At 60.2% G+C, this 23,130-nt stretch carries 19 protein-coding genes; 10 read left to right on the forward strand and 9 right to left on the reverse strand.

Translation table 11 applies throughout. The features are described from left to right. The first annotated feature begins 264 nt into the window (after positions 1-264). From FQ192_RS25290 to FQ192_RS25300, 3 genes are all read left to right on the forward strand, one after another. Complete coding sequence (locus FQ192_RS25290) at positions 265-1,701, forward strand: cytochrome ubiquinol oxidase subunit I (protein ID WP_149660995.1); 1,437 nt, start codon at positions 265-267, stop codon at positions 1,699-1,701. A gap of 3 nt (positions 1,702-1,704) precedes the next feature. Next, positions 1,705-2,712, forward strand: a complete 1,008-nt coding sequence (gene cydB / locus FQ192_RS25295; RefSeq protein WP_149660996.1) for a cytochrome d ubiquinol oxidase subunit II — start codon at positions 1,705-1,707, stop codon at positions 2,710-2,712. 132 nt (positions 2,713-2,844) lie between these two features. Continuing rightward, the gene (locus FQ192_RS25300; protein WP_149660997.1) at positions 2,845-3,012 is read left to right on the forward strand and encodes a DUF2474 domain-containing protein; all 168 of its coding nucleotides are present in this window, start codon (positions 2,845-2,847) and stop codon (positions 3,010-3,012) included. 70 nt (positions 3,013-3,082) lie between these two features. On the opposite strand, the gene FQ192_RS25305 is transcribed toward FQ192_RS25300, so the two are convergent. Next, positions 3,083-4,207 (reverse strand): class I SAM-dependent methyltransferase, encoded by a 1,125-nt coding sequence (locus tag FQ192_RS25305; RefSeq protein ID WP_149660998.1) that lies wholly within the window; start codon positions 4,205-4,207, stop codon positions 3,083-3,085. A gap of 176 nt (positions 4,208-4,383) precedes the next feature. Then, a complete protein-coding gene (locus FQ192_RS25310; RefSeq protein ID WP_149660999.1) occupies positions 4,384-5,097 on the reverse strand; it encodes an autoinducer binding domain-containing protein in 714 nt (237 codons plus the stop codon). Between the two features lie 348 nt (positions 5,098-5,445). Between FQ192_RS25310 and FQ192_RS25315 the strand changes: the two genes are divergently transcribed. Continuing rightward, positions 5,446-6,222 (forward strand): ferredoxin--NADP reductase, encoded by a 777-nt coding sequence (locus tag FQ192_RS25315; RefSeq protein WP_149661000.1) that lies wholly within the window; start codon positions 5,446-5,448, stop codon positions 6,220-6,222. A gap of 44 nt (positions 6,223-6,266) precedes the next feature. Here the strand turns inward: FQ192_RS25315 and mscL are convergent, their stop codons facing one another. Continuing rightward, positions 6,267-6,680, reverse strand: coding sequence for a large-conductance mechanosensitive channel protein MscL (mscL, locus tag FQ192_RS25320; RefSeq protein WP_149661001.1), 414 nt, complete (start codon positions 6,678-6,680; stop codon positions 6,267-6,269). A gap of 286 nt (positions 6,681-6,966) precedes the next feature. Here mscL and FQ192_RS25325 point away from each other — a divergent pair, with 286 nt between their 5' ends. From FQ192_RS25325 to radA, 3 genes are read left to right on the forward strand one after another with little or no spacing between them, the layout of a single operon-like run. Beyond that, positions 6,967-8,508: a catalase gene (locus tag FQ192_RS25325; RefSeq protein WP_149661002.1), complete on the forward strand. Its 1,542-nt coding sequence runs from the start codon at positions 6,967-6,969 to the stop codon at positions 8,506-8,508. Between the two features lie 60 nt (positions 8,509-8,568). Further along, the gene (locus FQ192_RS25330) at positions 8,569-9,123 is read left to right on the forward strand and encodes an ankyrin repeat domain-containing protein (RefSeq protein ID WP_149661003.1); all 555 of its coding nucleotides are present in this window, start codon (positions 8,569-8,571) and stop codon (positions 9,121-9,123) included. A 45-nt stretch (positions 9,124-9,168) separates the two neighbouring features. Next, complete coding sequence (gene radA / locus FQ192_RS25335; protein WP_123404825.1) at positions 9,169-10,536, forward strand: DNA repair protein RadA; 1,368 nt, start codon at positions 9,169-9,171, stop codon at positions 10,534-10,536. A 146-nt stretch (positions 10,537-10,682) separates the two neighbouring features. Here radA and FQ192_RS25340 read toward each other — a convergent pair whose 3' ends face one another. Next, a complete protein-coding gene (locus FQ192_RS25340) occupies positions 10,683-11,051 on the reverse strand; it encodes a PilZ domain-containing protein (RefSeq protein WP_149661004.1) in 369 nt (122 codons plus the stop codon). A 160-nt stretch (positions 11,052-11,211) separates the two neighbouring features. On the opposite strand from FQ192_RS25340, the gene FQ192_RS25345 reads away from it, so the two are divergent. The 3 genes from FQ192_RS25345 to yjiA all read left to right on the forward strand — a co-directional run bounded on the left by FQ192_RS25345 (position 11,212) and on the right by yjiA (position 14,584). Further along, positions 11,212-13,278 carry a carbon starvation CstA family protein gene (locus FQ192_RS25345; protein ID WP_149661005.1) on the forward strand — a complete coding sequence of 689 codons (2,067 nt, stop codon included), beginning with the start codon at positions 11,212-11,214 and terminating at the stop codon, positions 13,276-13,278. A 15-nt stretch (positions 13,279-13,293) separates the two neighbouring features. Next, a complete protein-coding gene (locus FQ192_RS25350; RefSeq protein WP_008154232.1) occupies positions 13,294-13,491 on the forward strand; it encodes a YbdD/YjiX family protein in 198 nt (65 codons plus the stop codon). A 121-nt stretch (positions 13,492-13,612) separates the two neighbouring features. Further along, complete coding sequence (gene yjiA, locus FQ192_RS25355; RefSeq protein WP_149661006.1) at positions 13,613-14,584, forward strand: GTPase; 972 nt, start codon at positions 13,613-13,615, stop codon at positions 14,582-14,584. 99 nt (positions 14,585-14,683) lie between these two features. Here yjiA and FQ192_RS25360 read toward each other — a convergent pair whose 3' ends face one another. The 5 genes from FQ192_RS25360 to FQ192_RS25385 form a co-directional block, all read right to left on the reverse strand. Continuing rightward, positions 14,684-15,373 carry a GntR family transcriptional regulator gene (locus FQ192_RS25360; RefSeq protein WP_149661007.1) on the reverse strand — a complete coding sequence of 230 codons (690 nt, stop codon included), beginning with the start codon at positions 15,371-15,373 and terminating at the stop codon, positions 14,684-14,686. Positions 15,374-15,397: 24 nt separating this feature from the next. After that, positions 15,398-16,102: a FadR/GntR family transcriptional regulator gene (locus FQ192_RS25365; protein ID WP_149661008.1), complete on the reverse strand. Its 705-nt coding sequence runs from the start codon at positions 16,100-16,102 to the stop codon at positions 15,398-15,400. A gap of 54 nt (positions 16,103-16,156) precedes the next feature. Next, positions 16,157-17,470 carry a C4-dicarboxylate transporter DctA gene (locus FQ192_RS25370; RefSeq protein ID WP_149661009.1) on the reverse strand — a complete coding sequence of 438 codons (1,314 nt, stop codon included), beginning with the start codon at positions 17,468-17,470 and terminating at the stop codon, positions 16,157-16,159. 287 nt (positions 17,471-17,757) lie between these two features. Then, a complete protein-coding gene (gene glyA / locus FQ192_RS25380) occupies positions 17,758-19,011 on the reverse strand; it encodes a serine hydroxymethyltransferase (protein ID WP_123404839.1) in 1,254 nt (417 codons plus the stop codon). 210 nt (positions 19,012-19,221) lie between these two features. Beyond that, positions 19,222-23,070: a bifunctional diguanylate cyclase/phosphodiesterase gene (locus FQ192_RS25385; RefSeq protein WP_149661010.1), complete on the reverse strand. Its 3,849-nt coding sequence runs from the start codon at positions 23,068-23,070 to the stop codon at positions 19,222-19,224. Between the last annotated feature and the right edge of the window lie 60 nt (positions 23,071-23,130).

The following is a 23,130-nucleotide window of genomic DNA, read 5'->3' on the forward strand; positions in this document are numbered from 1 at the left end:
GTAAGCAGAGCAATGAGGCAACCTGTCACGCGTCAAAAGACCACACCGTCCATCGCCAAAAATGGGACTACTCTTTCTACGTTGCTTGATCCAGATCAAGACCCCGCAAGGAATTGATCCGGCGGCCTGATGGCCAGACTCCCTACGTTGTGATGTTTCTAAAAAAAGAACGAATTGGAATTCGCCACACTCCATATCCGTGGGGGCAGAGTGGGTGCAGGGTCATAAGCCCTACAGCCGGTATTACCTGACAGAGGAAGACTTATGTTCGGTTTGGAGGCACTTGATCTCGCCCGGATGCAGTTCGCGTTCACCATCTCGTTCCACATCCTGTTCCCGGCCATCACCATTGGCCTGGCGAGTTACCTGGCGGTACTCGAAGGGCTGTGGCTGAAAACCAACAACGACACCTACCGCGATCTGTACCACTTCTGGTCGAAGATCTTTGCCGTGAACTTCGGCATGGGCGTGGTCTCCGGCCTCGTCATGGCCTATCAGTTCGGCACCAACTGGAGCCGTTTCTCGGACTTCGCCGGCGCCGTCACCGGGCCGTTGCTGACCTATGAAGTGCTCACCGCGTTCTTCCTCGAAGCCGGTTTCCTCGGCGTGATGTTGTTCGGCTGGAACAAGGTCGGACGCAATCTGCACTTTTTCTCCACCGTCATGGTGGCCGTCGGCACGCTGATCTCGACGTTCTGGATTCTCGCGTCCAACAGCTGGATGCAGACGCCACAAGGCTTTGAAATCATCGACGGCCGAGTGATTCCGGTCGACTGGCTGGCAGTGATCTTCAACCCGTCGTTTCCCTATCGCCTGATGCACATGGCGACGGCGGCGTTCGTGGCGACTGCATTCTTCGTCGGCTCCTCGGCAGCCTGGCACTTGCTGCGCGGCAAAGACAACCCGGCGATCCGCACCATGCTCTCGATGGCCATGTGGATGGCCTTGATCGTGGCACCGATCCAGGCCGTGATCGGCGACTTCCACGGCCTCAATACACTCAAGCATCAACCGGCGAAAATCGCCGCGATCGAAGGGCACTGGGAAAACGTTGGCGATGAACCGACCCCGCTGATCCTGTTCGGCTGGCCGGACATGAAAGCCGAGAAGACCAAATACGCGGTCGAGATTCCTTACCTGGGCAGCCTGATCCTGACCCACTCCCTGGACAAACAGGTGCCGGCACTCAAGGACTTCCCACCCGAAGACCGGCCGAATTCGACCATCGTGTTCTGGTCGTTCCGGATCATGGTCGGCCTCGGTTTCCTGATGATCTTCACCGGTTTGTGGAGCCTGTGGCTGCGCAAACGCGACAAGTTGTACACCTCACGGCCGTTCCTGTACCTGGCGTTGTGGATGGGCCCGTCCGGCCTGATCGCGATCCTCGCCGGTTGGTTCACCACGGAAATCGGGCGGCAGCCGTGGGTGGTCTACGGGTTGATGCGCACGGCGGATGCGTCCTCCAATCACAGCTTCGCGCAGATGAGCATTACGCTGGTGCTGTTTGTGGTGGTGTATTTCGCGCTGTTCGGCGCCGGTCTTGGCTACATGATGCGCCTGGTGCGCAAAGGGCCGAAGATCGACGAAGGCAAGGAAACCAACGAGGGGGGGCCTGGCCAGAAACGCACGCCGGCCCGTCCGTTGTCCGCGGCTGACGACGATCACGCCGATGCTGATCACACCGCGACCAAGGAGATTTGAATCATGGGTATTGATCTTCCGCTGATCTGGGCCGTGATCATCATCTTCGGCATCATGATGTACGTGGTCATGGACGGTTTCGACCTGGGCATCGGGATTCTCTTCCCGTTCATCCCTGGCAAGACCGACCGTGACGTGATGATGAACACCGTCGCACCGGTCTGGGACGGCAACGAAACCTGGCTGGTACTGGGCGGCGCGGCGTTGTTCGGCGCCTTCCCGCTGGCCTATTCGGTGGTGCTCTCGGCGTTGTACCTGCCGCTGATCTTCATGCTGATCGGGCTGATTTTCCGCGGCGTGGCGTTCGAGTTTCGCTTCAAGGCCAAGGACGACAAGCGTCACCTGTGGGACAAGGCCTTTATCGGTGGCTCGGTGGCTGCAACCTTCTTCCAGGGCGTGGCGCTGGGGGCGTTCATTGATGGGCTGCCGGTGGTCAATCGCCAGTTTGCCGGTGGTTCACTGGACTGGCTGACGCCATTCACGATGTTCTGCGGCTTGGCGCTGGTGATTGCCTACGCGTTGCTCGGTTGCACCTGGCTGATCATGAAGACCGAAGGCAAGTTGCAGGAACAGATGCACAACCTGGCGCGGCCCTTGGCGTTCGTGGTGTTGGCGGTGATTGGCATCGTCAGCATCTGGACCCCGCTGGCCCACGCCGAGATTGCGGCGCGCTGGTTCACCCTGCCGAACCTGTTCTGGTTCCTGCCGGTGCCGATCCTGGTGCTGGTGACCATGTACGGCCTGATCCGCGCGGTGGCCCGCAATGCCCACTACACGCCATTTCTGCTGACCCTGGTGCTGATCTTCCTCGGCTACAGCGGCTTGGGCATCAGCCTGTGGCCGAACATCGTGCCGCCGTCGATCTCGATCTGGGACGCCGCCGCACCGCCGCAAAGCCAGGGCTTCATGCTGGTGGGCACGCTGTTCATCATCCCGTTCATCCTGGGCTACACCTTCTGGAGCTACTACGTGTTCCGCGGCAAGGTCACCCACGAAGACGGTTACCACTAGGAACCCCTGTAGGAGCAAAGCTTGCTCGCGATGGCGCCAGCCCAGGCGCCACACCAGGAACCCCTGTAGGAGCACAGCTTGCTTGCGAAGGCGTCCTCACAGACGCCATCACTTCAAGAGAGGATCGACAGCATGTCCACCAAACCCACCCTGCACGACATTCAACAGGCCGAAAAAAAGCCGCTGTGGCAGCGGCTCGGATGGTTGGCGATGATCTGGACCGGCAGCGTCGTGGCGCTGTTCATCGTGGCCAGCCTGATGCGCATGTTCATGAATGCCGCAGGTCTGACTACCCACTGAATTCCCATCCCGTTGCCTCGCGGCACGGTTGTGTGGCCCTCCTGACGGAGGGCTTTTTTTTGGTGCGCGATTATTTGCGGGCCTTGAGAATGACGAATTTCGGCGTCGCCGCCACTTGTTCGACGCCGCGAAACAACCGCGCCAGCTTACTGTGATAACCCAGGTGGCGATTGCCGACGATGTACAACGCGCCACCGACCACCAGCGCCTCCCGGGCTTGCTGGAACATGCGCCAGGCCAGGAAATCGCCGACCACTTGTTGTTGGTGAAACGGCGGGTTGCACAGCACCACGTCCAGCGACTGCGGTTCCTGCCCGGCCAGGCCATCGCCGGCGCGCACAATCACCTCGCGTTCACCCAGCGCCGCGTGCCAGTTTTCGCGGGCCGATTGCACCGCCATGAACGACTCGTCCACCAGCGTGTAATGGCCTTCAGGGTTTTGCAGGGCGCTGGCGATGGCCAACACGCCGTTGCCGCAACCCAGATCCGCCACCCGCGCCGCGCCGAGGTTCTTCGGCAAGTGCGGGAGAAAGGCGCGGGTGCCGATGTCCAGTCCTTCGCGGCAGAACACGTTGGCGTGGTTGAGCAGTTCAATCGCCGGATCATCGAGCAAGTAGCGCGAAGGGTAGGGCGAGACGGCCGGTGTTTTGGCTTCGGGCGTGGCGATCAGCAACCGCGCCTTCTTCACCGCCAACGAGGCTTGGACCGGGCCGATGTAGCGCTCCAGCAAATCCCCGGCGGCGCGGGGCAGGTGCTTGACCATCGCCGCCGCAATCACCTGGGCGCCCGGGGCCAGTTGGCCTTGCAGACGAATCAGTTGTTCTTCGAGCAAGGCGAGGGTTTTTGGCACCCGGATCAACACCCGGTCAAATGGTCCGACGAAGGCTTCATTGGCTGGCACGCTCGGTACGGCGTCGAAAGCCAGGCCGTTGCGGATCAGGTTCTTTTCCAGTCCCTGGAACGCCAGGAACGAGTCGCCGCTGCTGGTGACCCGAACCTTGCCCGCCAGGCTGGCAGCCAGCGCGCCAAAGCTGTCGTTGAGCACCAGTACCCGCGCATCGGCTGTTGGTTGCTGTTCGGCCAGATGATTGAGCAGGTATTCGTCAGCCGCATCGAAGGCTTGCAGCGGTTCGTTCTGCTGTTCGGGTTGGCGGATGAGGTCGAGTTGGGCGAAGGGTGTTTCGAGCAAGGGCATGGGGCGGGGGCTCTGGAAAATCAACGGGTATCCCGCGGCCCTGGGGCGATGTAGCGGGCGGAACCGACCGAGTGGACTGCGGCGTGAAGTTTCACACGTCAACACTCAGGAAGGATCGCAAATGGTACGTTTTTTTCCAGTGGATTACCCGCAGGTTTTCCCGGGATCAAGCGGTTTCAGATGGCGCCGGCCCTTGTCGCTGCGCACACCGCAGCAATCTTGTTGCAGACCCCCAGTTTCTCGATGGCACGGTGCACGTGGAAATTCACCGTACGCTCGCTCAGGTTAAGGATTCTGGAGATTTCGTATGCGGTCTTGCCGTCGGCGGACAGTCGCAACACCTCGACTTCACGGACCGACAACGGCGGCGTACTCGGTCTCGGTATTTTTTTCGGCAGGCCCTTGGCTGCCAGAGTGTGCAAATGACGACCAATGAACACCGTGAAGCCGAGGTTTTCATACAGCTCATACGCGGTAATCGGGCAGTGGCTTCTCGCCAGGCTCAGCATGCTGCACAGACCGCTTTCCTCGTCATGGAAGGATTGCGACCAGCCGTGTTGCAGGCCTTGTTGTTGCAAGGCTTGCCACAGCCACGGCGTCCGGGAGAAAACGTCTTCAGTCCATAAAATCGGCAGCATGGATTGATTGCAATGGGCTACTACTGGGTCAATGGCGCGAAATTGGTTTTGTTCATATTCGGTGTTCCAGGCTTGGGGGAAATTGTTCCGGTTCTGGGTGGTGTCATGAGTACCTGGCGTATTTGAAGTTATTGAAAAAGCACAGAATTTGAAGCCGAGATTTTTTGCGAAGTTAAGTGAGATCTGGTAGGCGGTATCCATTTCCTTGGCATAAGACAGTTGCGTTAGCTGAGACTCCTTCCATATTTCCATTGCCGTTCTCCACATGCGTGTTCCTCTGGGGTGCCCATTGGATCCAAGATCCGGCACGTCACGAGTGTAGGACGAATCCTACGCAGGTGCTCCGATTTTTTTGCTCTTTATAACTGTTGGAAGTGCGAGGTCGGTTTATAAGGAGTGTCACTGTTGAGTAACACGCTCATGGATAATTAACTGACAATTTTTTCACAAATGCTTAATGGCTAATTAATGTCACCGACCGCCGATATTAAATAAGAACAACTAATGAACAGTAACCGTCGCTAAAGCCACTACAAACCACCGGTGTTTAAGTCGCCTGCTTTGCGGGACACTGGGCTCACCTGTCCGATGGAGTGCCCCATGACCGCCAGTGCGGAAAAATTCACCCGCCAGACCCTGCTCGACGTCCAGCCACTGACCCCGAGCCTGTTTACCCTGCGCACTACCCGGGATTCGGGCTTCCGTTTTCGTGCGGGGCAATTTGCTCGGCTGGGGGTGACCAAGCCCGATGGCAGCACGGTGTGGCGCGCCTACTCCATGGTCTCTTCGCCGTATGACGAGTTTCTCGAGTTCTTCTCCATAGTCGTGCCGGGTGGCGAGTTCACCAGTGAGTTGAGCCGCCTGGAGGTGGGGGATACGTTGCTGATCGAGCGGCAGGCCAAGGGCTACCTGACTCTGGACCGTTTCGTCGATGGCCGCGATCTGTGGTTGTTATCCACCGGTACCGGGGTGGCACCGTTCCTGTCGATCCTGCAGGATTTCGAGGTGTGGGAAAAATTCGAACGGATCATCCTGGTCTACAGCGCCCGCGAAGGTCGGGAGCTGGCCTATCAGGACTTGATTGCGGGGCTGGCGCAGCGTGATTACCTGGCGCAGTACGCCCACAAGCTGCAGTTCATCCCCACGGTCACGCGCGAGCAGGTGCCCGGCGTCCTGAAGGGACGGATCACCGATCTGATTGAAAATGGCGAGCTGGAGCGCGCGGCCGGGCTGGCGCTGACGCCCGAGCATTCGCGGGTGATGATCTGCGGCAACCCGCAGATGATCGATGACACGCGCCAGTTGCTCAAGCAACGGGACATGAACCTGAGCCTCAGCCGCCGGCCCGGGCAAGTGGCGGTGGAAAACTACTGGTAAAAAAACGGCGCCCCGAAGGCGCCGTTTTCATTGCAATACAGCCCTTAAGGCCGGTCGTTCTGGGCCTTGAGCAGATCACGGATCTCGCTCAGCAACTCTTCTTCCTTGGTTGGAACCGGTGGAAGGGGCGGTGCCACGGCTTCTTCGCGCTTCAGGCGGTTGATGGCCTTGACGCCCATGAAGATCGCAAACGCGACGATGATGAAGTCGATCATGCTCTGGATGAACTTGCCATACGCCAGCACCACCGCCGGGATGTTGCCATTCGCGGCTTTTAGCGTAATGGCCAGGTCGCTGAAATCCACCCCACCGATCAGCAGGCCAATCGGCGGCATGACCACATCGCCGACAAACGACGAGACGATCTTGCCGAACGCGGCGCCGATGATGATACCGACGGCCATATCGACCACATTGCCTTTGACCGCGAAGGCCTTGAACTCGTTAAGCACGCCCATAGGTTATTTCCTTGTTACAGATGAGGTTGGTGAAGGCAGTGTAAATCAGCAAAACGCATCTCGCTCGACACAACTGCTTACATCGCTTGCCTGCTATCGACCGGCCCGGCGCCGGAAAGTTTACAAAAGGCCAGCATTCGCGCGCGGTTACCCCCTCTAGACCGGCCCTTCCAGCATCTTTTGCCTATCGGCCCGGTGTGGCATTTCTATTTAGGTTTTGCGCTGTCGGTCACTAGCCTCTGCTGAGCGCACCTGGATGCGCTTTATAAAATCAGAGGAAACTCCTATGACTACTTCCCTTGGCCTCGGGGCTTTTCCCCATCGCCGCGCCCTGGGCGTCTTGAGCGCCGGCCTGCTGTCCTTTTCCGTGAATGCAGCCACCCTGACCCGCGATAACGGTGCCGCCGTCGGCGATAACCAGAACTCGCAAACCGCCGGCGCCACGGGCCCGGTGTTGTTGCAAGACGTGCAACTGATCCAGAAACTCCAGCGTTTCGACCGCGAACGCATTCCTGAACGGGTGGTGCATGCCCGTGGTACCGGGGCCCATGGCACTTTCACGGTGACCGACGACCTCAGCGACCTGACCAAGGCCAAGGTGTTCGCCGGCGGCCAGAGCACGCCGGTGTTTGTGCGCTTCTCAGCGGTGGTGCATGGCAACCACTCCCCGGAAACCCTGCGTGACCCCCGCGGCTTCGCCACCAAGTTCTACACCGCGGACGGCAACTGGGACCTGGTCGGCAACAATTTCCCGACCTTCTTCATCCGCGACGCCATCAAGTTCCCGGACATGGTCCACGCCTTCAAGCCTGACCCGCGCACCAACCTCGACGACGATTCCCGTCGCTTCGATTTCTTCTCCCACGTACCGGAAGCCACCCGCACCCTGACCGAGTTGTATTCCAACTCCGGGACCCCGGCCAGTTATCGGGAGATGGATGGTAATGGCGTGCATGCCTATAAGTTGGTGAATGCCAAAGGCGAAGTGCACTACGTGAAGTTTCATTGGAAAAGTTTGCAGGGGATTAACAATCTCGATCCAAAGGCTGTCGTCAAAGTTCAAGGTCAGGACTACAGTCATATGACCAACGATTTGGTGGCTCATATAAACAAAGGCGACTTCCCGAAGTGGGACTTGTACGTGCAAGTTGTAAATCCTCAAGACTTGTACAAGTTTGATTTCGATCCTTTGGATGCCACCAAGATTTGGCCAGGTATACCTGAACGCAAAGTTGGACAAATGGTGTTGAACCGTAATCCGGCGAATGTATTCCAGGAAACCGAACAAGTCGCCATGGCGCCGGCCAATCTGGTTCCCGGAATCGAGCCTTCGGAAGATCGCCTGTTACAAGGTCGAGTGTTCTCTTATGCCGATACTCAAATGTATCGCCTGGGTGCCAATGCCCTGCAACTGCCGATCAACGCGCCCAAGGTGGCGGTGAATAACGGTAACCAGGATGGCGCCATGAACAGCGGCGCCAGCAGCACTGGCGTGAATTACCAGCCAAGCCGTTTGCTGGCGCGTGAGGAGCCGCAAACCGCACGCTACAGCCAGTCGGCGCTGTCGGGCAGCACCCAGCAGGCGAAGATCCAGCGTGAGCAGAACTTCAAGCAGGCGGGCGACCTGTATCGCTCGTTCAGCCCGAAGGAACGCCAGGACCTGATCGACAACTTCGGCGGCTCCCTGGCCGACACCGACGACGAGAGCAAGCACATCATGCTGTCGTTCCTTTATAAGGCCGACCCGGAATACGGCTCCGGCGTGACCAAGGTCGCCAAAGGTGACCTGGCGCGGGTCAAGGCACTGGCGGCCAAACTGGTCGACTGATCCCGTTTGCCTGAAACGCGGGGCCCCGCACGGGGTCCCGTCTGACCAAGGAACCCTCCCATGCGTTTCTATTTCTTCCTGTTGCTGGCGGCACTGTCGTCCAGTGCGTTTGCTGAACCTGCGGCACACGTCGCGCAAGACCCCGCCGCGCTCAAAGCGCAATTGCAGGATTACTACTTCGATGCCGCCCGCCGTGGCGATGTGCCGATGCTCGAGACTTTCATCGAGGCCGGTTACGCCCTCGATACCCGCGACAGCAAGGGTTACACCGCGCTGATTCTGGCGGCGTATCACGGCCAAAGCGCTGCTGTGGACCGTCTGCTCGCCGCTGGCGCCGATGCCTGCGCCCAGGATCAGCGGGGCAACACAGCTTTGATGGGCGCGATTTTCAAAGGCGAAGTGCAGATCGCCCGAACCCTGCTGGCCGCCAATTGCAGCCCCGACCAGCGTAACGGGGCCGGGCAGACGGCAGCGATGTACGCCGGATTGTTTCATCGCGTGGAATTGCTGGACGCGCTCAAGGCCAAGGGCGCCGACCTGAATGCCGAGGATCCGCTGGGCAACAGCGCCGCGCGTCTGGCCAGTGGCGAAATCCGTAACGCCACGCCGCGCTGATCCGGTCCGGCTGCGCTATCATCGCGGTTTTTGCCGGGAGTTCAGATGGCCAAGGCCAAGCGCATGTACGGCTGCACCGAGTGCGGCTCCACCTTCCCCAAGTGGGCCGGCCAGTGCGGCGAGTGCGGGGCCTGGAACACGCTGACCGAAACCATGGTCGAGAGCGGCGGGGCGGCGGCGCCCAGCGGTCGCACCGGCTGGACCGGCCAGCAGGCCCAGATCAGGACCCTGGCCGAAGTCAGTGTCGAAGAGATTCCACGGTTCTCCACGGCCTCCAGTGAACTCGATCGCGTGCTGGGTGGCGGCCTGGTGGACGGCTCGGTGGTGTTGATCGGCGGTGATCCCGGCATCGGCAAGTCGACCATTTTGTTGCAAACCTTGTGCAACCTCGCCAAGAGCATGCCGGCGCTGTACGTCACCGGCGAAGAATCCCAGCAACAAGTGGCCATGCGCGCCCGTCGTCTCGGTTTGCCCCAGGACAAGCTGCGGGTGATGACCGAAACCTGCATCGAAACCATCATCGCCACGGCCCGGCAGGAAAAGCCCAAGGTCATGGTGATCGACTCGATCCAGACGATTTTCACCGAACAACTGCAATCGGCGCCGGGCGGCGTGTCCCAGGTGCGCGAAAGTGCGGCGTTGCTGGTGCGTTATGCCAAGCAGAGCGGCACGGCGATTTTCCTGGTCGGCCACGTGACCAAGGAAGGCGCGTTGGCCGGCCCGCGTGTTCTGGAGCACATGGTCGACACCGTGCTGTATTTCGAAGGCGAATCCGATGGGCGTTTGCGGCTGTTGCGGGCGGTGAAAAACCGCTTCGGCGCGGTGAATGAGCTGGGCGTGTTCGGCATGACCGACAAGGGCCTGAAAGAAGTATCCAACCCTTCGGCGATTTTTCTCACGCGTGCTCAGGAAGAAGTCCCGGGCAGTGTGGTCATGGCGACGTGGGAAGGCACGCGACCGATGTTGGTCGAAGTGCAGGCGCTGGTGGATGACAGTCACCTGGCCAACCCGCGCCGGGTGACGCTGGGGCTGGATCAGAATCGGCTGGCCATGTTGCTGGCGGTGTTGCACCGCCACGGTGGCATTCCGACCCACGATCAGGACGTGTTCCTCAACGTGGTCGGCGGGGTCAAGGTACTGGAAACAGCGTCGGACCTGGCGCTGATGGCGGCCGTGATGTCGAGCTTGCGCAACAAACCGCTGCCCCATGATCTGCTGGTGTTTGGCGAAGTCGGGTTGTCCGGTGAAGTGCGCCCGGTGCCGAGTGGTCAGGAGCGCCTGAAGGAAGCGGCCAAGCACGGCTTCAAGCGCGCCATCGTGCCCAAGGGCAACGCGCCGAAAGAAGCACCGCCGGGGTTGCAGATCATTGCGGTCACCCGGCTGGAACAGGCCCTCGATGCCTTATTCGAATAAACCACAATTCCCCTGTGGGAGCGGGCTTGTTGTGGCGAGGGAGCTTGCTCCCGCTTGAGCGCGAAGCGCTCACAAGATTTTGGGCCTGCTTCGCAGCCCAGCGGGAGCAAGCTCCCTCGCCACACAAGCTCGTTTGCGCAAGTACTTTAGACCTCGATCAAGGCACCCAGCTCGCGTTCCAGTTCCTCGGGATCCCCCAGGTTGAACTCAATCAACCGCCGCAAGCGCTCGATGGATTCCAGGCTGATGTGTTTGCAGACGAAGCCGAGCTGGCCATGATCGTCGTGGGTCAGCAGCACATCCATCTTGATCTCGACGTCTGTATTGAGATGAATATCGAGCAGGAAATGCCAATCCGGATTGCCCAGCCACGGCTCGGGTTTTTCGATCAGCGCCCCCTTGAGCGAGAGGTCGATCAGCTTCACCGGCCAGGTGAGTCCGTCCTGGCTCAGCTCGGTTCGGGCGTCGAACGCAAAACGTTTGAAGCGGCGGCGATCTGCAGGTTGGTCGCTCATGGCGCAATCCTCGTGAAGGTTGGCTGACTATAGACCCGCATTGATAAAGGCTGCCAGCACAGTGATGGCGCTCGACCAATGTCGGACTATGGTCTTTGTCGCCAGTAGAGCTAAACTCGGGGTGGCTGTCTTTCTTGTCCACTCTGGCTGGATTAAAAAAATGAAAAATAATAATAGCCTGCTACGCCATCTACCCTGGCTGCTGCTGGCAATCGTAGGAGCGTGCGCCCTTGGCGTAGTGGCATTGCGTCGAGGCGAGGCGATCAACGCCTTGTGGATTGTGGTCGCGGCCGTGGCCATTTATCTGGTTGCCTATCGTTACTACAGTCTGTTTATCGCCAACAATGTGATGCAGCTCGACCCGCGCCGGGCCACCCCCGCCGTGCTCAACAATGATGGCCTGGACTACGTCCCGACCAACAAACACATCCTCTTCGGTCACCACTTCGCGGCCATCGCTGGCGCGGGGCCTCTGGTCGGTCCGGTATTGGCGGCGCAGATGGGTTATCTGCCCGGTACGCTGTGGCTGATCGCCGGCGTGGTGCTGGCCGGTGCGGTGCAGGACTTCATGGTCCTGTTCCTTTCCACCCGCCGTAATGGCCGCTCCCTGGGCGATATGGTCCGGGAAGAAATGGGCCGCGTTCCCGGTACCATCGCGCTGTTCGGTTGCTTCCTGATCATGATCATCATCCTCGCGGTGCTGGCGCTGATCGTGGTCAAAGCCCTGGCCGAAAGTCCGTGGGGTATCTTCACGGTGATGGCGACCATCCCGATCGCGATGTTCATGGGCATCTACATGCGCTACATCCGCCCGGGTCGCATTGGTGAAATCTCGGTGGTCGGCGTGTTGCTGCTGCTGGGTTCGATCTGGCTGGGCGGGCAGATTGCCGCCGACCCGTACTGGGCCAAGGCGTTCAGTTTCACGGGCGTGCAGATTACCTGGATGCTGGTCGGTTACGGTTTCGTCGCCGCCTCGTTACCGGTGTGGCTGATCCTGGCGCCCCGTGACTATCTCTCCACGTTCTTGAAAATCGGCACCATCATCGCCCTGGCGATCGGCATTCTGGTCACCATGCCCGAGCTGAAAATGCCGGCGCTGACCCAGTTCATCGACGGCACCGGTCCGGTGTGGAAGGGCGGTCTGTTCCCGTTCCTGTTCATTACCATCGCTTGTGGCGCGGTTTCGGGTTTCCACGCGCTGATCTCTTCCGGCACCACGCCGAAGCTGCTGGATAACGAAGTCAATGCCCGCTACATCGGCTACGGCGCGATGTTGATGGAATCCTTCGTCGCCATCATGGCCATGGTTGCCGCTTCGGTGATCGAGCCAGGCGTGTACTTCGCCATGAACAGCCCGGCGGCAGTCGTCGGCGGTGACGTGGTGGCCGTGGCGCAAACCGTCAGCAGCTGGGGTTTTGCAATTACCCCGGAAGCCCTGCAGGCGGTGGCTCATGACATTGGTGAAACCACCATCCTCGCCCGCGCTGGCGGCGCCCCGACCCTGGCGGTCGGTATCGCGCAGATCCTGCACAGCGTGTTGCCAGGTGAAAACACCATGGCGTTCTGGTACCACTTCGCGATCCTGTTTGAAGCGCTGTTCATCCTGACCGCCGTCGATGCCGGTACCCGGGCCGGACGTTTCATGCTCCAGGACTTGCTCGGCTCCTTCGTGCCGTCGCTCAAACGCACGGAATCCTGGACCGCCAACTTGATCGCCACCGCCGGTTGTGTGGCGATGTGGGGCTGGTTGCTGTACCAGGGCGTGATCGACCCGTTGGGCGGGATCAACACCTTGTGGCCGCTGTTCGGCATCTCCAACCAGATGCTCGCCGGCATCGCGCTGATGCTTGCCACGGTGGTGCTGATCAAAATGAAACGCCAACGCTACATCTGGGTGACCTTGCTGCCCGCCGCGTGGTTGCTGATCTGCACCACCACTGCCGGTTTCATCAAGCTGTTCGACGCGAATCCTGCGATCGGCTTCCTGTCCCTGGCGAAAAAATACAGCGATGCCCTGGCCAACGGCCAGATCCTCGCCCCGGCCAAGGACATTACGCAGATGCAACACGTGATCTTCAACGCCTACACCAACGCAACGCTGACGGCGCTGTTCCTGTTCGTGGTGTTCAGCATCCTGTTCTATGCGCTCAAGGTCGGTATCTCGGCCTGGGGCAGCAAGGAACGTACGGATAAAGAAGCGCCATTCCAGGCTGTGCCGGACGCGTAACTGAGGATTGCAAAGATGTTCAATGACCTGAGTCGCCTCGGTAAATACCTCGGTCAGGCCGCGCGCCTGATGGTCGGCATGCCCGACTACGACAACTACGTCGAGCATATGCAAACCAAGCACCCGGACAAACCGGTGATGACCTACGAGATGTTCTTCCGGGAACGTCAGGAGGCGCGTTACGGTGGCAAGGGTGGGCCGAAGTGCTGTTGAGGCACGCGGTCTAGGCAACACCGCACTGTAGGAGCATGGCTTGGCCGCGATGGTGATCTTCGGACGCCATCGCGGGCAAGCCTTGCTCCTACGGTTTTTTTTGCGTCCGGGAGACCTTATTTTGTTAGCCCCTATCCCTGTCACCATCCTCAGCGGCTTCCTAGGCGCGGGTAAAACCACGCTGTTGCGCCACCTGCTCAAAGCCGAGCACGGCCTGAAAATCGCCGTGATCGAAAACGAATTCAGTGATGCCGGTATCGACACCCAACTGTTGGGCGACGAACCGGTGCAAGTGATGACGCTGTCCAACGGCTGCGTCTGCTGCACCATTCACACCGACCTGACCAAGGCCCTGTACCTGCTGCTCGAACGCCTGGACAGCGGTGTGATCGCCTTCGACCGTCTGGTGATCGAATGCACCGGCCTGGCCGACCCTGCCCCGGTGGCGCAAACCTTCTTCATCGATGAAGAACTGCGCGAGCGTTACATCCTCGACGGCATCATCACCCTGGTGGACGCGGCCCATGCCGAGACGCACCTGACCCAGACCATCGCCCAGGCGCAGATCGGTTTCGCCGACCGCTTGCTGGTGAGCAAGCGCGATCTGGTGGATGAGCCGACCTTCACCGCGTTGAGTGAACGCCTGACCCGCATCAACCGTCGCGCACCGATCCGCGTGGTCAAGCACGGCGAGATCGACCTGGCGGAATTGCTCGACGTACGCGGTTTCAACCTCAATGCCGACCTCGGCGGTGGCATGAGTTTGCGGCCGGTGAGCAAGGCGCCGTCCATCGACCGCATTTCCAGCCTGGTGCTGCGCACCGATAAGCCGCTGGATCTCGACAAGCTCAGCGAATTCATGAACGAACTGCTGGAAGACCACGGCAAGCAACTGTTGCGCTACAAGGGTGTGTTGAACATCGTGGGCGAGGCGCGACGCATGGTGTTTCAGGGCGTGTTGAAGTTGTACGGCTTCGATTGGGACACCGAATGGGCCGAGGGCGAGACGCGCGAAAGTGTGATGGTGTTTATTGCCGATGATTTGCCGGAAGAGAAGATTCGCGAGGGGTTTGCGCGGGTGGCGGCGGATTGAATTGTTGCGTTCGTCAGTGATGACGCCTTCGCGGGCAAGCCTCGCTCCTACAGGTATGGGGTTGCCGTTGTAGGAGCGAGGCTTGCCCGCGAAAGCGATCTAACCGGCAACACGATTCTCGCTGAATGTCGGTCCAGCATTGAGCAACGTCTCTTCCAAATAATCCAGATGCCGGCCCAGCAAGCGCTCAGCCATACCTGCATCCCGGCGTTCCACAGCCTCCAGAATCGCCTGATGCTTTTTCCAAACGCAATAGCCCTCTAATTCCACCTCAAACTGCGCAATCGCCAATGAGGTCAGCGGCACCAGACTGCCCAGAAAATGCGCCAACGGTGCATTCCCAGCGATTTCCGCCAGCCGCAAATGAAATTCCCACGATAACCGGATCGCCGGTCCACGGGCGGTGCATTGGCGCTCGCTGTCGATCAAGGCTTGCAGCGGCTGCAAGTCTTGCAGGCCAGATCGCTGACAGGCCAGGCGTACCAGGGTGATTTCCGTCAGCCGCCGTGCATGCAACATTTGCCGGGTCTGCTCGCTGTCGAGCGCGGCGACGCGGGGACGGTGGTTGGCCCGCAGGACGATGATCTGTTGATGGGACAATTGCGTCAGCACACCACGAATGTCACTGCGCCGGGCGCTGAACATCTGCGCCAGGCTTTCTTCGGTAAAACGACTGGCCGCATCGATGCGCTGTTCCAGAATTGCGTCGAAGACCCGCGAATAAAGGTCATCCGCCCGCTGAGGAAAGGGCAGGGCGCTGGGGGGTGGCGCTGGGGCGAAGCTGTTCATGGCCTGTCTCCAGTTCGAAGCAGTTCAACTGCCGAGGTGGTCGTCCGGAATATTCAGTTCGATGCCCATCCGTTGGCCTTCACGCAGGATGTGCCGACGCATCTCGGCGCTGGCCTGGGCGCTGTTCTTGCTGCGGATCGCCCGCACCACGGCTTCGTTTTCTTCCAGGCGTTCGGCCAAATGCTCCGGCGAATTGCGCAACACCTCGGCGCTTTGCTTGAGGGCGTTGCTGGTCTGCTGCACCACGCTCTGGAAAATCGGGTTTGAGGTCAGGGTGAACAGTTCTTCGTGGAACGCGATGTAGGCGTTGACCCCGGCTTCGGCGTCGTTGGCCTCCAGGGCTTCGCGCATGTCCATCAGGGTCAGGCGCAGTTGCCCGACTTCCTTGCTGCTGATCGATTGCGCCACCAGCCCGACGATGAACGGCTCGAGGGTGTAGCGCAGTTGCAGCACGTCTTCCAGGCTGGCGCCGGCCACTGCGCTGTCGTGATGTTGGCTGTCGCTGAGGTTGGCCTCCAGCACCACCACGCCCTTGCCCGGCATCGAGCGCACCAGCCCGAGGGTTTCGAGGACGATCACGGCTTCGCGCAGGCTCGGGCGGCTGATGCCCAGTTGTTCGGCCAGTTCGCGCTGGCCCGGTAGCATTTCGCCGGAGCGCCACTGGCCACGGGCCAGCGCGGCCCGGAGTTTTTCTACAACTGAGTTGACGACCGTTGAAGTGGTAATCACGGTTTGCTCCATGGATAAGGCCGGGAGCCTGCCCTATGGCAGGCTCCGCATGCTTCAAAATTCCTGTTGATGGGCCGGCGCCACCGGTTTTCTCGGCTGGAAGGTATACCCCACCTGGCCGGAAAGCACCTTGTTCGCCCGTTGGATATCGATGTCTTTTTCCCAGCGCGCAATGGCCACGGTGGCGACGCAGTTGCCGATCAGGTTGGTCAGCGCCCGGCCGATGCCCATGAACCAGTCCACCGCCAACACCAGCACCAGGCCGACCACCGGAATCGCCGGGATCGCGGTCAGGGTGGCCGCCAGAATCACCAGCGCCGAGCCGGGGATGCCGTGGGCACCTTTGGAGGTGATCAGCGACACCAGCAGAATCGTCAGCAAATCGGTCATGGCCAGCGGCGTGCCGGTGGCGTTGGCGATGAAGACGATGGCCAGGGTCAGGTAGATCGAGAAACCGTCGAGGTTGAAGGAATAACCGGTCGGAATCACCAGCCCGACCGTGGAACTGCCGATGCCCAGGTGTTCCAGCTTGCGCATGATCTGTGGCAGCACGGCGTCGGAAGAGGCGGTGCCCATCACGATCAGCAACTCTTCACGCAGGTACTTGAGCAATGGCCACATGCGCAGGCCGGACAGGCGCATCACCAGGCCGAGAATCAGCGACACAAACGCGGCGCAGGTCAGGTAGAACAGGCCCACCAGACTGCCCAGGTGTTGCAGGGAGTCCAGGCCATATTTGCTGGTGGTGAACGCGATGGCGCCGAACACGCCAATCGGCGCCAGGCGCACGATCATGCCCATGATGCGGAAGATCACATGGCTGAGTTCGTTGATCAGCCGCGAGATGCCCGAAGCCGCTTCGCCCACCAGGTTCAGCGCGCTGCCGAACAGCACCGAAAACAGCAGCACCTGCAGGATGTTGTTGTCGGCAAAGGCACCGATCACCGAGGTCGGGATCAGGTCCATCAGAAATTGCGTGGTGGTGTGCATCTGCTGGCCGCGCTGGGCCAGATCGCCCATGTCGGCTTTGGCCAGTTGGTCCAGATGAATATTCGCGCCGCTGCCAATCCCGGTGCTGAACGCGAACACCAGGCCGATCACCAGGGCGATGGTGGTCAACACTTCGAAGTAGATGACCGACTTGAGGCCGATGCGCCCGACCTTCTTCAGATCGCCGGCGCCGCTGATGCCGCTGACCACCACGCAGAACACGATGAGGCCGATGAGCATCTTGATCAGTTTGATAAAGCCATCGCCCAAGGGTTTGAGCTGTGCGGAGTATTCGGGAAGGGTCAGCCCACAGACGATGCCGAGCACCAGTCCGAGAACCACTTGAAGGAAGATTGAACGCGAGCACCATCTGAGCATGGGAGGAATCCTGGTCGGTGTCCTGGCTGCCGTGCGCTGAGCGCATCAGATTCAGGACTTAATTATTGTGGTCTTACCGGTATGTCCAGTGCAGGCGCAGTCTAGGCGCTGTTTTTCATTGATCGCAAGTGAAAATTCATCTATTGGCATGACCGGTCTTACCAGTTGGGCGCAATGCCCCGACCTTGAGCCTTTCCTGATTTGAAAAAATGCGATGAAAAAGTGCAGGCGAAAAAAAACCGGCCATCACTGACCGGTTTTTTTATCGCTGCGATTTAGCGGTGCAATTAAGCGCCGTACACCGGCAGCTTCTTGCAGATGGCCTTGACCTTCTCACGAACGGCGTCGATCACCGCTTCGTTGTTCAGGTCAGCCAGGATGTCGCAGATCCAGCCAGCCAGCTCTTTGCACTCGGCTTCTTTAAAGCCACGAGTGGTCACAGCCGGAGTGCCGAAGCGCAGGCCGGAGGTGACGAACGGGGAGCGTGGGTCGTTTGGCACGGAGTTCTTGTTCACGGTGATGAACGCTTTGCCCAGAGCGGCGTCGGCGTCTTTACCGGAGATGTCCTGCTTGATCAGCGACAGCAGGAACAGGTGGTTCTTGGTACCGCCGGACACCACGTCGAAGCCGCGCGCGATGAACACTTCGGCCATGGCCTGGGCGTTCTTCACCACTTGTTGCTGGTAAGTCTTGAACTCAGGCTGCAGCGCTTCCTTGAAGCAGATCGCTTTGGCGGCGATCACGTGCTCCAGCGGGCCACCCTGGGCGCCCGGGAAAACGGCGGAGTTCAGTTTCTTCTCGATGTCGGCGTTGGCGCGCGCCAGGATCAGACCGCCACGTGGACCGCGCAGGGTTTTGTGGGTGGTGGTGGTCACGACGTCAGCGAATGGAACCGGGTTCGGGTAGACGCCAGCGGCGACCAGACCGGCCACGTGGGCCATGTCGACGAACAGGTAGGCGCCAACCTTGTCGGCGATTTCGCGGAAGCGCGGGAAGTCCAGAATCTGCGAGTAGGCAGAGAAACCGGCCACGATCATTTTCGGCTTGTGCTCGACGGCCAGGCGCTCGACTTCGTCGTAGTCGATCAGGCCATTGGCATCGATACCGTACTGGACGGCGTTATACAGCTTGCCGGAGGACGAAACGCTGGCACCGTGGGTCAGGTGACCGCCGTGGGCCAGGCTCATGCCCAGGATGGTGTCACCGGCTTGCAGCAGGGCCAGGTAAACGGCGCTGTTGGCTTGGGAACCGGCGTGCGGCTGAACGTTGGCGTAATCGGCGCCGAACAGTTCTTTGGCTCGATCAATTGCAAGCTGCTCAACCACGTCGACGAACTCGCAACCACCGTAGTAGCGCTTGCCCGGGTAGCCTTCGGCGTACTTGTTGGTCAGTACCGAGCCTTGAGCTTCCATCACCGCAGGGCTGGTGTAGTTTTCCGAAGCGATCAGCTCAATGTGTTCTTCCTGGCGCTGAGCTTCTTGCTCCATGGCGGCAAAGAGATCGGCGTCGTACTTGGCAATAGTCAAATCACGGCTGAACATGGCGGTCCTCAAGGATCGGGGCAGAAAAGGGGGGCATTCTAACCCAACCGCTTTTAGAAGGGATATGAAACGCAGTCAGGTTGTGGATAAGCGGGCTTCAAGCAGCAAGCCCCAAGCGGCAAGCAAAAGCCGATTTGCTCTTACTTGTAGCTTGCCACTTGAAGCTTGCAGCTCTGTTCATGTTCGATTGATTGGAGCCAACAGCTCCGATCAATCGAACATGAACAGCGCATCATTGCTGAACTGCGCCTCAAACCGGCTCGCCGGCATCGGCCGCCCGAACAGATACCCCTGAACCTCATCACACCCATGCTCGCGCAGGAAGTCGAGTTGCTCGTGGGTTTCCACGCCTTCGGCGATCACCGCCAGATTGAGGCTGTGGGCCATGGCGATGATCGCCCGGGCAATCTGCGCATCCTGTTCGCCCGACGGCAGGCCGTCGACGAAGGTGCGGTCGATTTTCAGTACATCAATCGGGAATTGCTTGAGGTAGTTGAGCGATGAGTAACCGGTGCCGAAGTCGTCGACCGCGATGCTCAGGCCGAGGTTTTTCAACCCGGCGAGGATCTGCATCGCCTCGCTGACTTCGCGCATCAGGATACTTTCGGTCAGTTCCAGCTCCAGGCACGCCGGCGGCAGGCCGGTGTCCTTGAGGATGTTGGCGATGCGCGTGCCGAGCTGACCGTCGGAGAACTGCCGCGCCGAGATGTTCACCGACACCTTCGGCACCCGGACCTTGGCCTGGTGCCAGGTCTTGAGCTGCCGACAGGCCTCGCTGATCACCCAGTCGCCAACGTCCACCACCAGCCCGAGCTCTTCGAGCACTGGAATGAAATCCCCCGGCGGCACCAGCCCGCGACGGGGATGGCGCCAGCGCAGCAGGGCTTCGGCGCCGGTCAGGCGTTTGCCGTCGCCGCTGAACTGCGGCTGGTAATACAGCACGAATTCGTTCTGCTCCAGGGCATGGCGCAGGTCGCTTTCCAGCTCCAGACGCTCGAGGGCGCTGGCGTTCATGTCGGCCTGATAGAACTGGAAGTTGTTCTTGCCGCGCTCCTTGGCGTGGTACATCGCGGTGTCGGCGTTTTTCATCAACTGGCTGAGTTCGTTGCCGTCCTGGGGGCTCAGGGCGATGCCGATACTGGCCGTGACGAAGAACTCGCGGCCTTCCAGCACAAACGGCTTCACCAGGCTGGCGAGAATCTGTTCCGCCACGTGAATCGCCCGGTTCAGCGCCACTTCACGGTTGATGCGCGGTTGCAGGAGCAAGGTGAACTCATCGCCGCCCATGCGCGCCACGGTGTCGTCATCGTCGACGCAACCGAGCAGGCGCGTGGCCATTTCCTTGAGCATGCGGTCGCCGGCGGCGTGGCCCAGGGAGTCGTTGATCGGCTTGAAGCGGTCGAGGTCGAGGAACATCAGCACCACCCACGACTTCTGCCGTTCAGCCGATTGCAGCGCGGTGTGCAAGCGGTCCTGGAACAGCGTGCGGTTGGGCAGGTGAGTCAGGGCGTCGTAGTAGGCGAGGCGGTGAATCCGCTGCTCACTGGCCTTGCGCTCGCTGATGTCGCTGAAGAAACACACGTAACTGGCCAGGTCGCCTTCATCGTCGAGCACCGCGGTGATGCCGACCCACGCCGGGTAATGCTCGCCATTGCGGCGCTTGAGCCAGACTTCGCCTTCCCAGGTGCTGTGCTGGTGCAATTGCTTGAGCACATAACGCAGATGCGCTTCCTGCTGCTCATCGACGGTGAGCATGTTCGGCAACTGGTCGAGAACCTGCGACACCGCATAACCGCTGACGCGACTGAACGCTTCGTTGGCCTGGACGATGTAGCCAGCCGGGTCGGTGATCAGGATCGCCGACGTCGAATGCTCGAATACTGTGGCCGCCATGCGCAGGTCTTTCTCGGCGCGGCGTTGCTGGCTGATGTCGCGACCGACCCCGAGCACGCCTTCGAAGGCGCCGTGTTCGTCCCACACCAGCACCAGACGCAGCTCGATCGGGATCTTGCGCCCGTCGGCCCGCAGGCAGTCGAACAGGAACAACTGGGTCTGCACCTGGCTGCGCAACAACGCCAGTTGATCGGGTTTATCCAGGGCTTTGCTGACCCGGTCCATCAAACCGTAGATGCCGCTCAGTTGCTGCGGGTTGGCGATGGTCGATTGCCAGCCGTTCTGGAAAATCCAGTCAACGTCATAACCCAGCACGGCTTGCACCGAGGGGCTGACGTAGTTGAGCGAGAGCTTGTTGTCGGTGGAGAAAATCACGTCGCTGATGCTTTCGGCGAGCATGCGGTAGCGCTGCTCGCTGTCGCGCAGGGATTCGCTGGCCTCGATCTGTTCGGTGATGTCTTTGGCTACGCCGATGATCCGCGTGACCTGATCATTCCTGTCCCGGGCCAGGGCCTGTTCACGAATTTCGAAGCGCCGCCAGTTGCCATCGCGATGACGGAACCGCAGTTGGCATTGCAGCAATTGCGAGTAGCCGGCCTGGCGCTGGGTCTGGCGCGAGCGGTGGTAATAGTCGGCGTCTTCGGGGTGCAGCAGGATTTCCCAGAAGTACTCGCCCATCTGGTGCAGTTCGGAGCGGTTGTAGCCCAGCGTCTGCCCCAGGTGATGGTTGCTGAAAATCATGCGCTGGCTGATCACGTCCTGCACGTACAGGTGATCCGGTACGGTGCGCACCACATCAGACCAGAAGCCTTCGCGCTCCAGCAGCGACAGTTCGATCAGCTTGCGGCTGGTGATGTCGTTGATGCTCAGGATCACCGCTTTGTAGTCGTGCTGCTCTTGCGGCAGGCGCAGCACCAGCCACAGGTGTTGGTCGCGACCGTTGGTGTCCTGGAGCTTGATTTCCAGTTCGAGTTGTTTCTGCTGGTTGAGCACGGCCTCCAGTATCTGGTTGCCGATGGCGGTGCATTCCAGGGGACAACCCTCGATCAGCAACTTCCAGGCCTGCTCGCATGAATTGACGTTGAGCAGTTGCAGGGCGACCTGATTGACCTCGGTGATGCGCAATTCTTGCAGCAGTTGCTGGCGTTGCTCAGGCACTTCAAGCCAGGTTTTCAGTTGTTCGCTGCTGTGGAGCTGAGCCTTGTCGAAGACGCCTTTCAGCCCGGACAGGTCGAGCACGCACAGCGCGACGCCGGTGCCTTCGAAAATGTCCTGATAGCGCCGACGCCCCTCATGCAGCTGGCGCTGACGGCGGCGCATGCTCAGCAGCGCAATAAACGGCAGCAGGGAGAAGGCCAGGCCCAGCAGGCATTTGCCGATGAACGCCGGCAGCAGTTGTTCGAGCACTTGTTGGCGGTCGAACAGCCCGCGCAGTTGCCAGTCGCTGCTGCTCAGGGGCACGGTCAGCACGCTGTTGGCCAGGTCATCCTCGCTCAGCGTGCCCGGCTTGACGGCGGGCAGGGCTTCATCGCGGCTGACGATTTGATGATTGACGCGGTTTTCCACCAGCCACAGCGGGCGGATGCCGGCTTCGCTCTGTTTGGTCAGAGAGGAGAAAAACGTCGGGGTCAGGCGCAACGCCCAATAGCCACGCGTGCTGCCGCTGGCCTGATGCAGCAGCAAGTGCACCACCGAGCCATCGTCGGCGTTGCTGAAATAGTGGGCTTGCGAACGGCTGCGGCGCACCAGATCGACCAGGTAGTCGGCGTCCTGGCTGTCGGCGGCGCTGTCACTGAGGATTTTGCCGGATGGGCTGAGTAACGCCAGGCTGCGCAGGTCGGGCAGCGATTGCTGCAACTTGCGCAACAGCACCTGCTGTTCGTCGGCGGATTGCGGTTGCTCGACGATCGGTAGCAGGTTCAGGGCGATCTGCGCGTTGAGCGCCATGTTCAGGCTGACTTGGGAGGCCAGGTCGGCGGTGTAGTCGATGGTGTACTGGCGCTGGTTTTTCTGGGTTTCGCTCAGTTGATCCAGCAGTTGCCAAAACAGCAGCGCGAGCAGCAACAGCACGAGTGTCGCCAGTGCGCCCTTCAGGGTTCCGCGCAGGGGGGAGCCGAGCGCGGCAGCCGGTGCACGGGTAGAAAGAGGCGGCGTGACATTAGACAAACTGAAATCCTGCGGTTTGGCTGGACTGGCGCGACGTGCACTATAAGCCGGACGCCCGGA

The sequence above is a fragment of the Pseudomonas sp. ANT_J12 genome (assembly GCF_008370045.1).
Lineage (GTDB): Bacteria > Pseudomonadota > Gammaproteobacteria > Pseudomonadales > Pseudomonadaceae > Aquipseudomonas.

Coding starts and splice junctions, on each gene's coding strand:
- FQ192_RS25290 (WP_149660995.1), top strand. CDS start 265: ATGTTCGGTTTGGAGGCACTTGATCTCGCCCGGATGCAGTTCGCGTTC.
- cydB (WP_149660996.1), top strand. CDS start 1,705: ATGGGTATTGATCTTCCGCTGATCTGGGCCGTGATCATCATCTTCGGC.
- FQ192_RS25300 (WP_149660997.1), top strand. CDS start 2,845: ATGTCCACCAAACCCACCCTGCACGACATTCAACAGGCCGAAAAAAAG.
- FQ192_RS25305 (WP_149660998.1), bottom strand. CDS start 4,207: ATGCCCTTGCTCGAAACACCCTTCGCCCAACTCGACCTCATCCGCCAA.
- FQ192_RS25310 (WP_149660999.1), bottom strand. CDS start 5,097: ATGGAAATATGGAAGGAGTCTCAGCTAACGCAACTGTCTTATGCCAAG.
- FQ192_RS25315 (WP_149661000.1), top strand. CDS start 5,446: ATGACCGCCAGTGCGGAAAAATTCACCCGCCAGACCCTGCTCGACGTC.
- mscL (WP_149661001.1), bottom strand. CDS start 6,680: ATGGGCGTGCTTAACGAGTTCAAGGCCTTCGCGGTCAAAGGCAATGTG.
- FQ192_RS25325 (WP_149661002.1), top strand. CDS start 6,967: ATGACTACTTCCCTTGGCCTCGGGGCTTTTCCCCATCGCCGCGCCCTG.
- FQ192_RS25330 (WP_149661003.1), top strand. CDS start 8,569: ATGCGTTTCTATTTCTTCCTGTTGCTGGCGGCACTGTCGTCCAGTGCG.
- radA (WP_123404825.1), top strand. CDS start 9,169: ATGGCCAAGGCCAAGCGCATGTACGGCTGCACCGAGTGCGGCTCCACC.
- FQ192_RS25340 (WP_149661004.1), bottom strand. CDS start 11,051: ATGAGCGACCAACCTGCAGATCGCCGCCGCTTCAAACGTTTTGCGTTC.
- FQ192_RS25345 (WP_149661005.1), top strand. CDS start 11,212: ATGAAAAATAATAATAGCCTGCTACGCCATCTACCCTGGCTGCTGCTG.
- FQ192_RS25350 (WP_008154232.1), top strand. CDS start 13,294: ATGTTCAATGACCTGAGTCGCCTCGGTAAATACCTCGGTCAGGCCGCG.
- FQ192_RS25360 (WP_149661007.1), bottom strand. CDS start 15,373: ATGAACAGCTTCGCCCCAGCGCCACCCCCCAGCGCCCTGCCCTTTCCT.
- FQ192_RS25370 (WP_149661009.1), bottom strand. CDS start 17,470: ATGCTCAGATGGTGCTCGCGTTCAATCTTCCTTCAAGTGGTTCTCGGA.
- glyA (WP_123404839.1), bottom strand. CDS start 19,011: ATGTTCAGCCGTGATTTGACTATTGCCAAGTACGACGCCGATCTCTTT.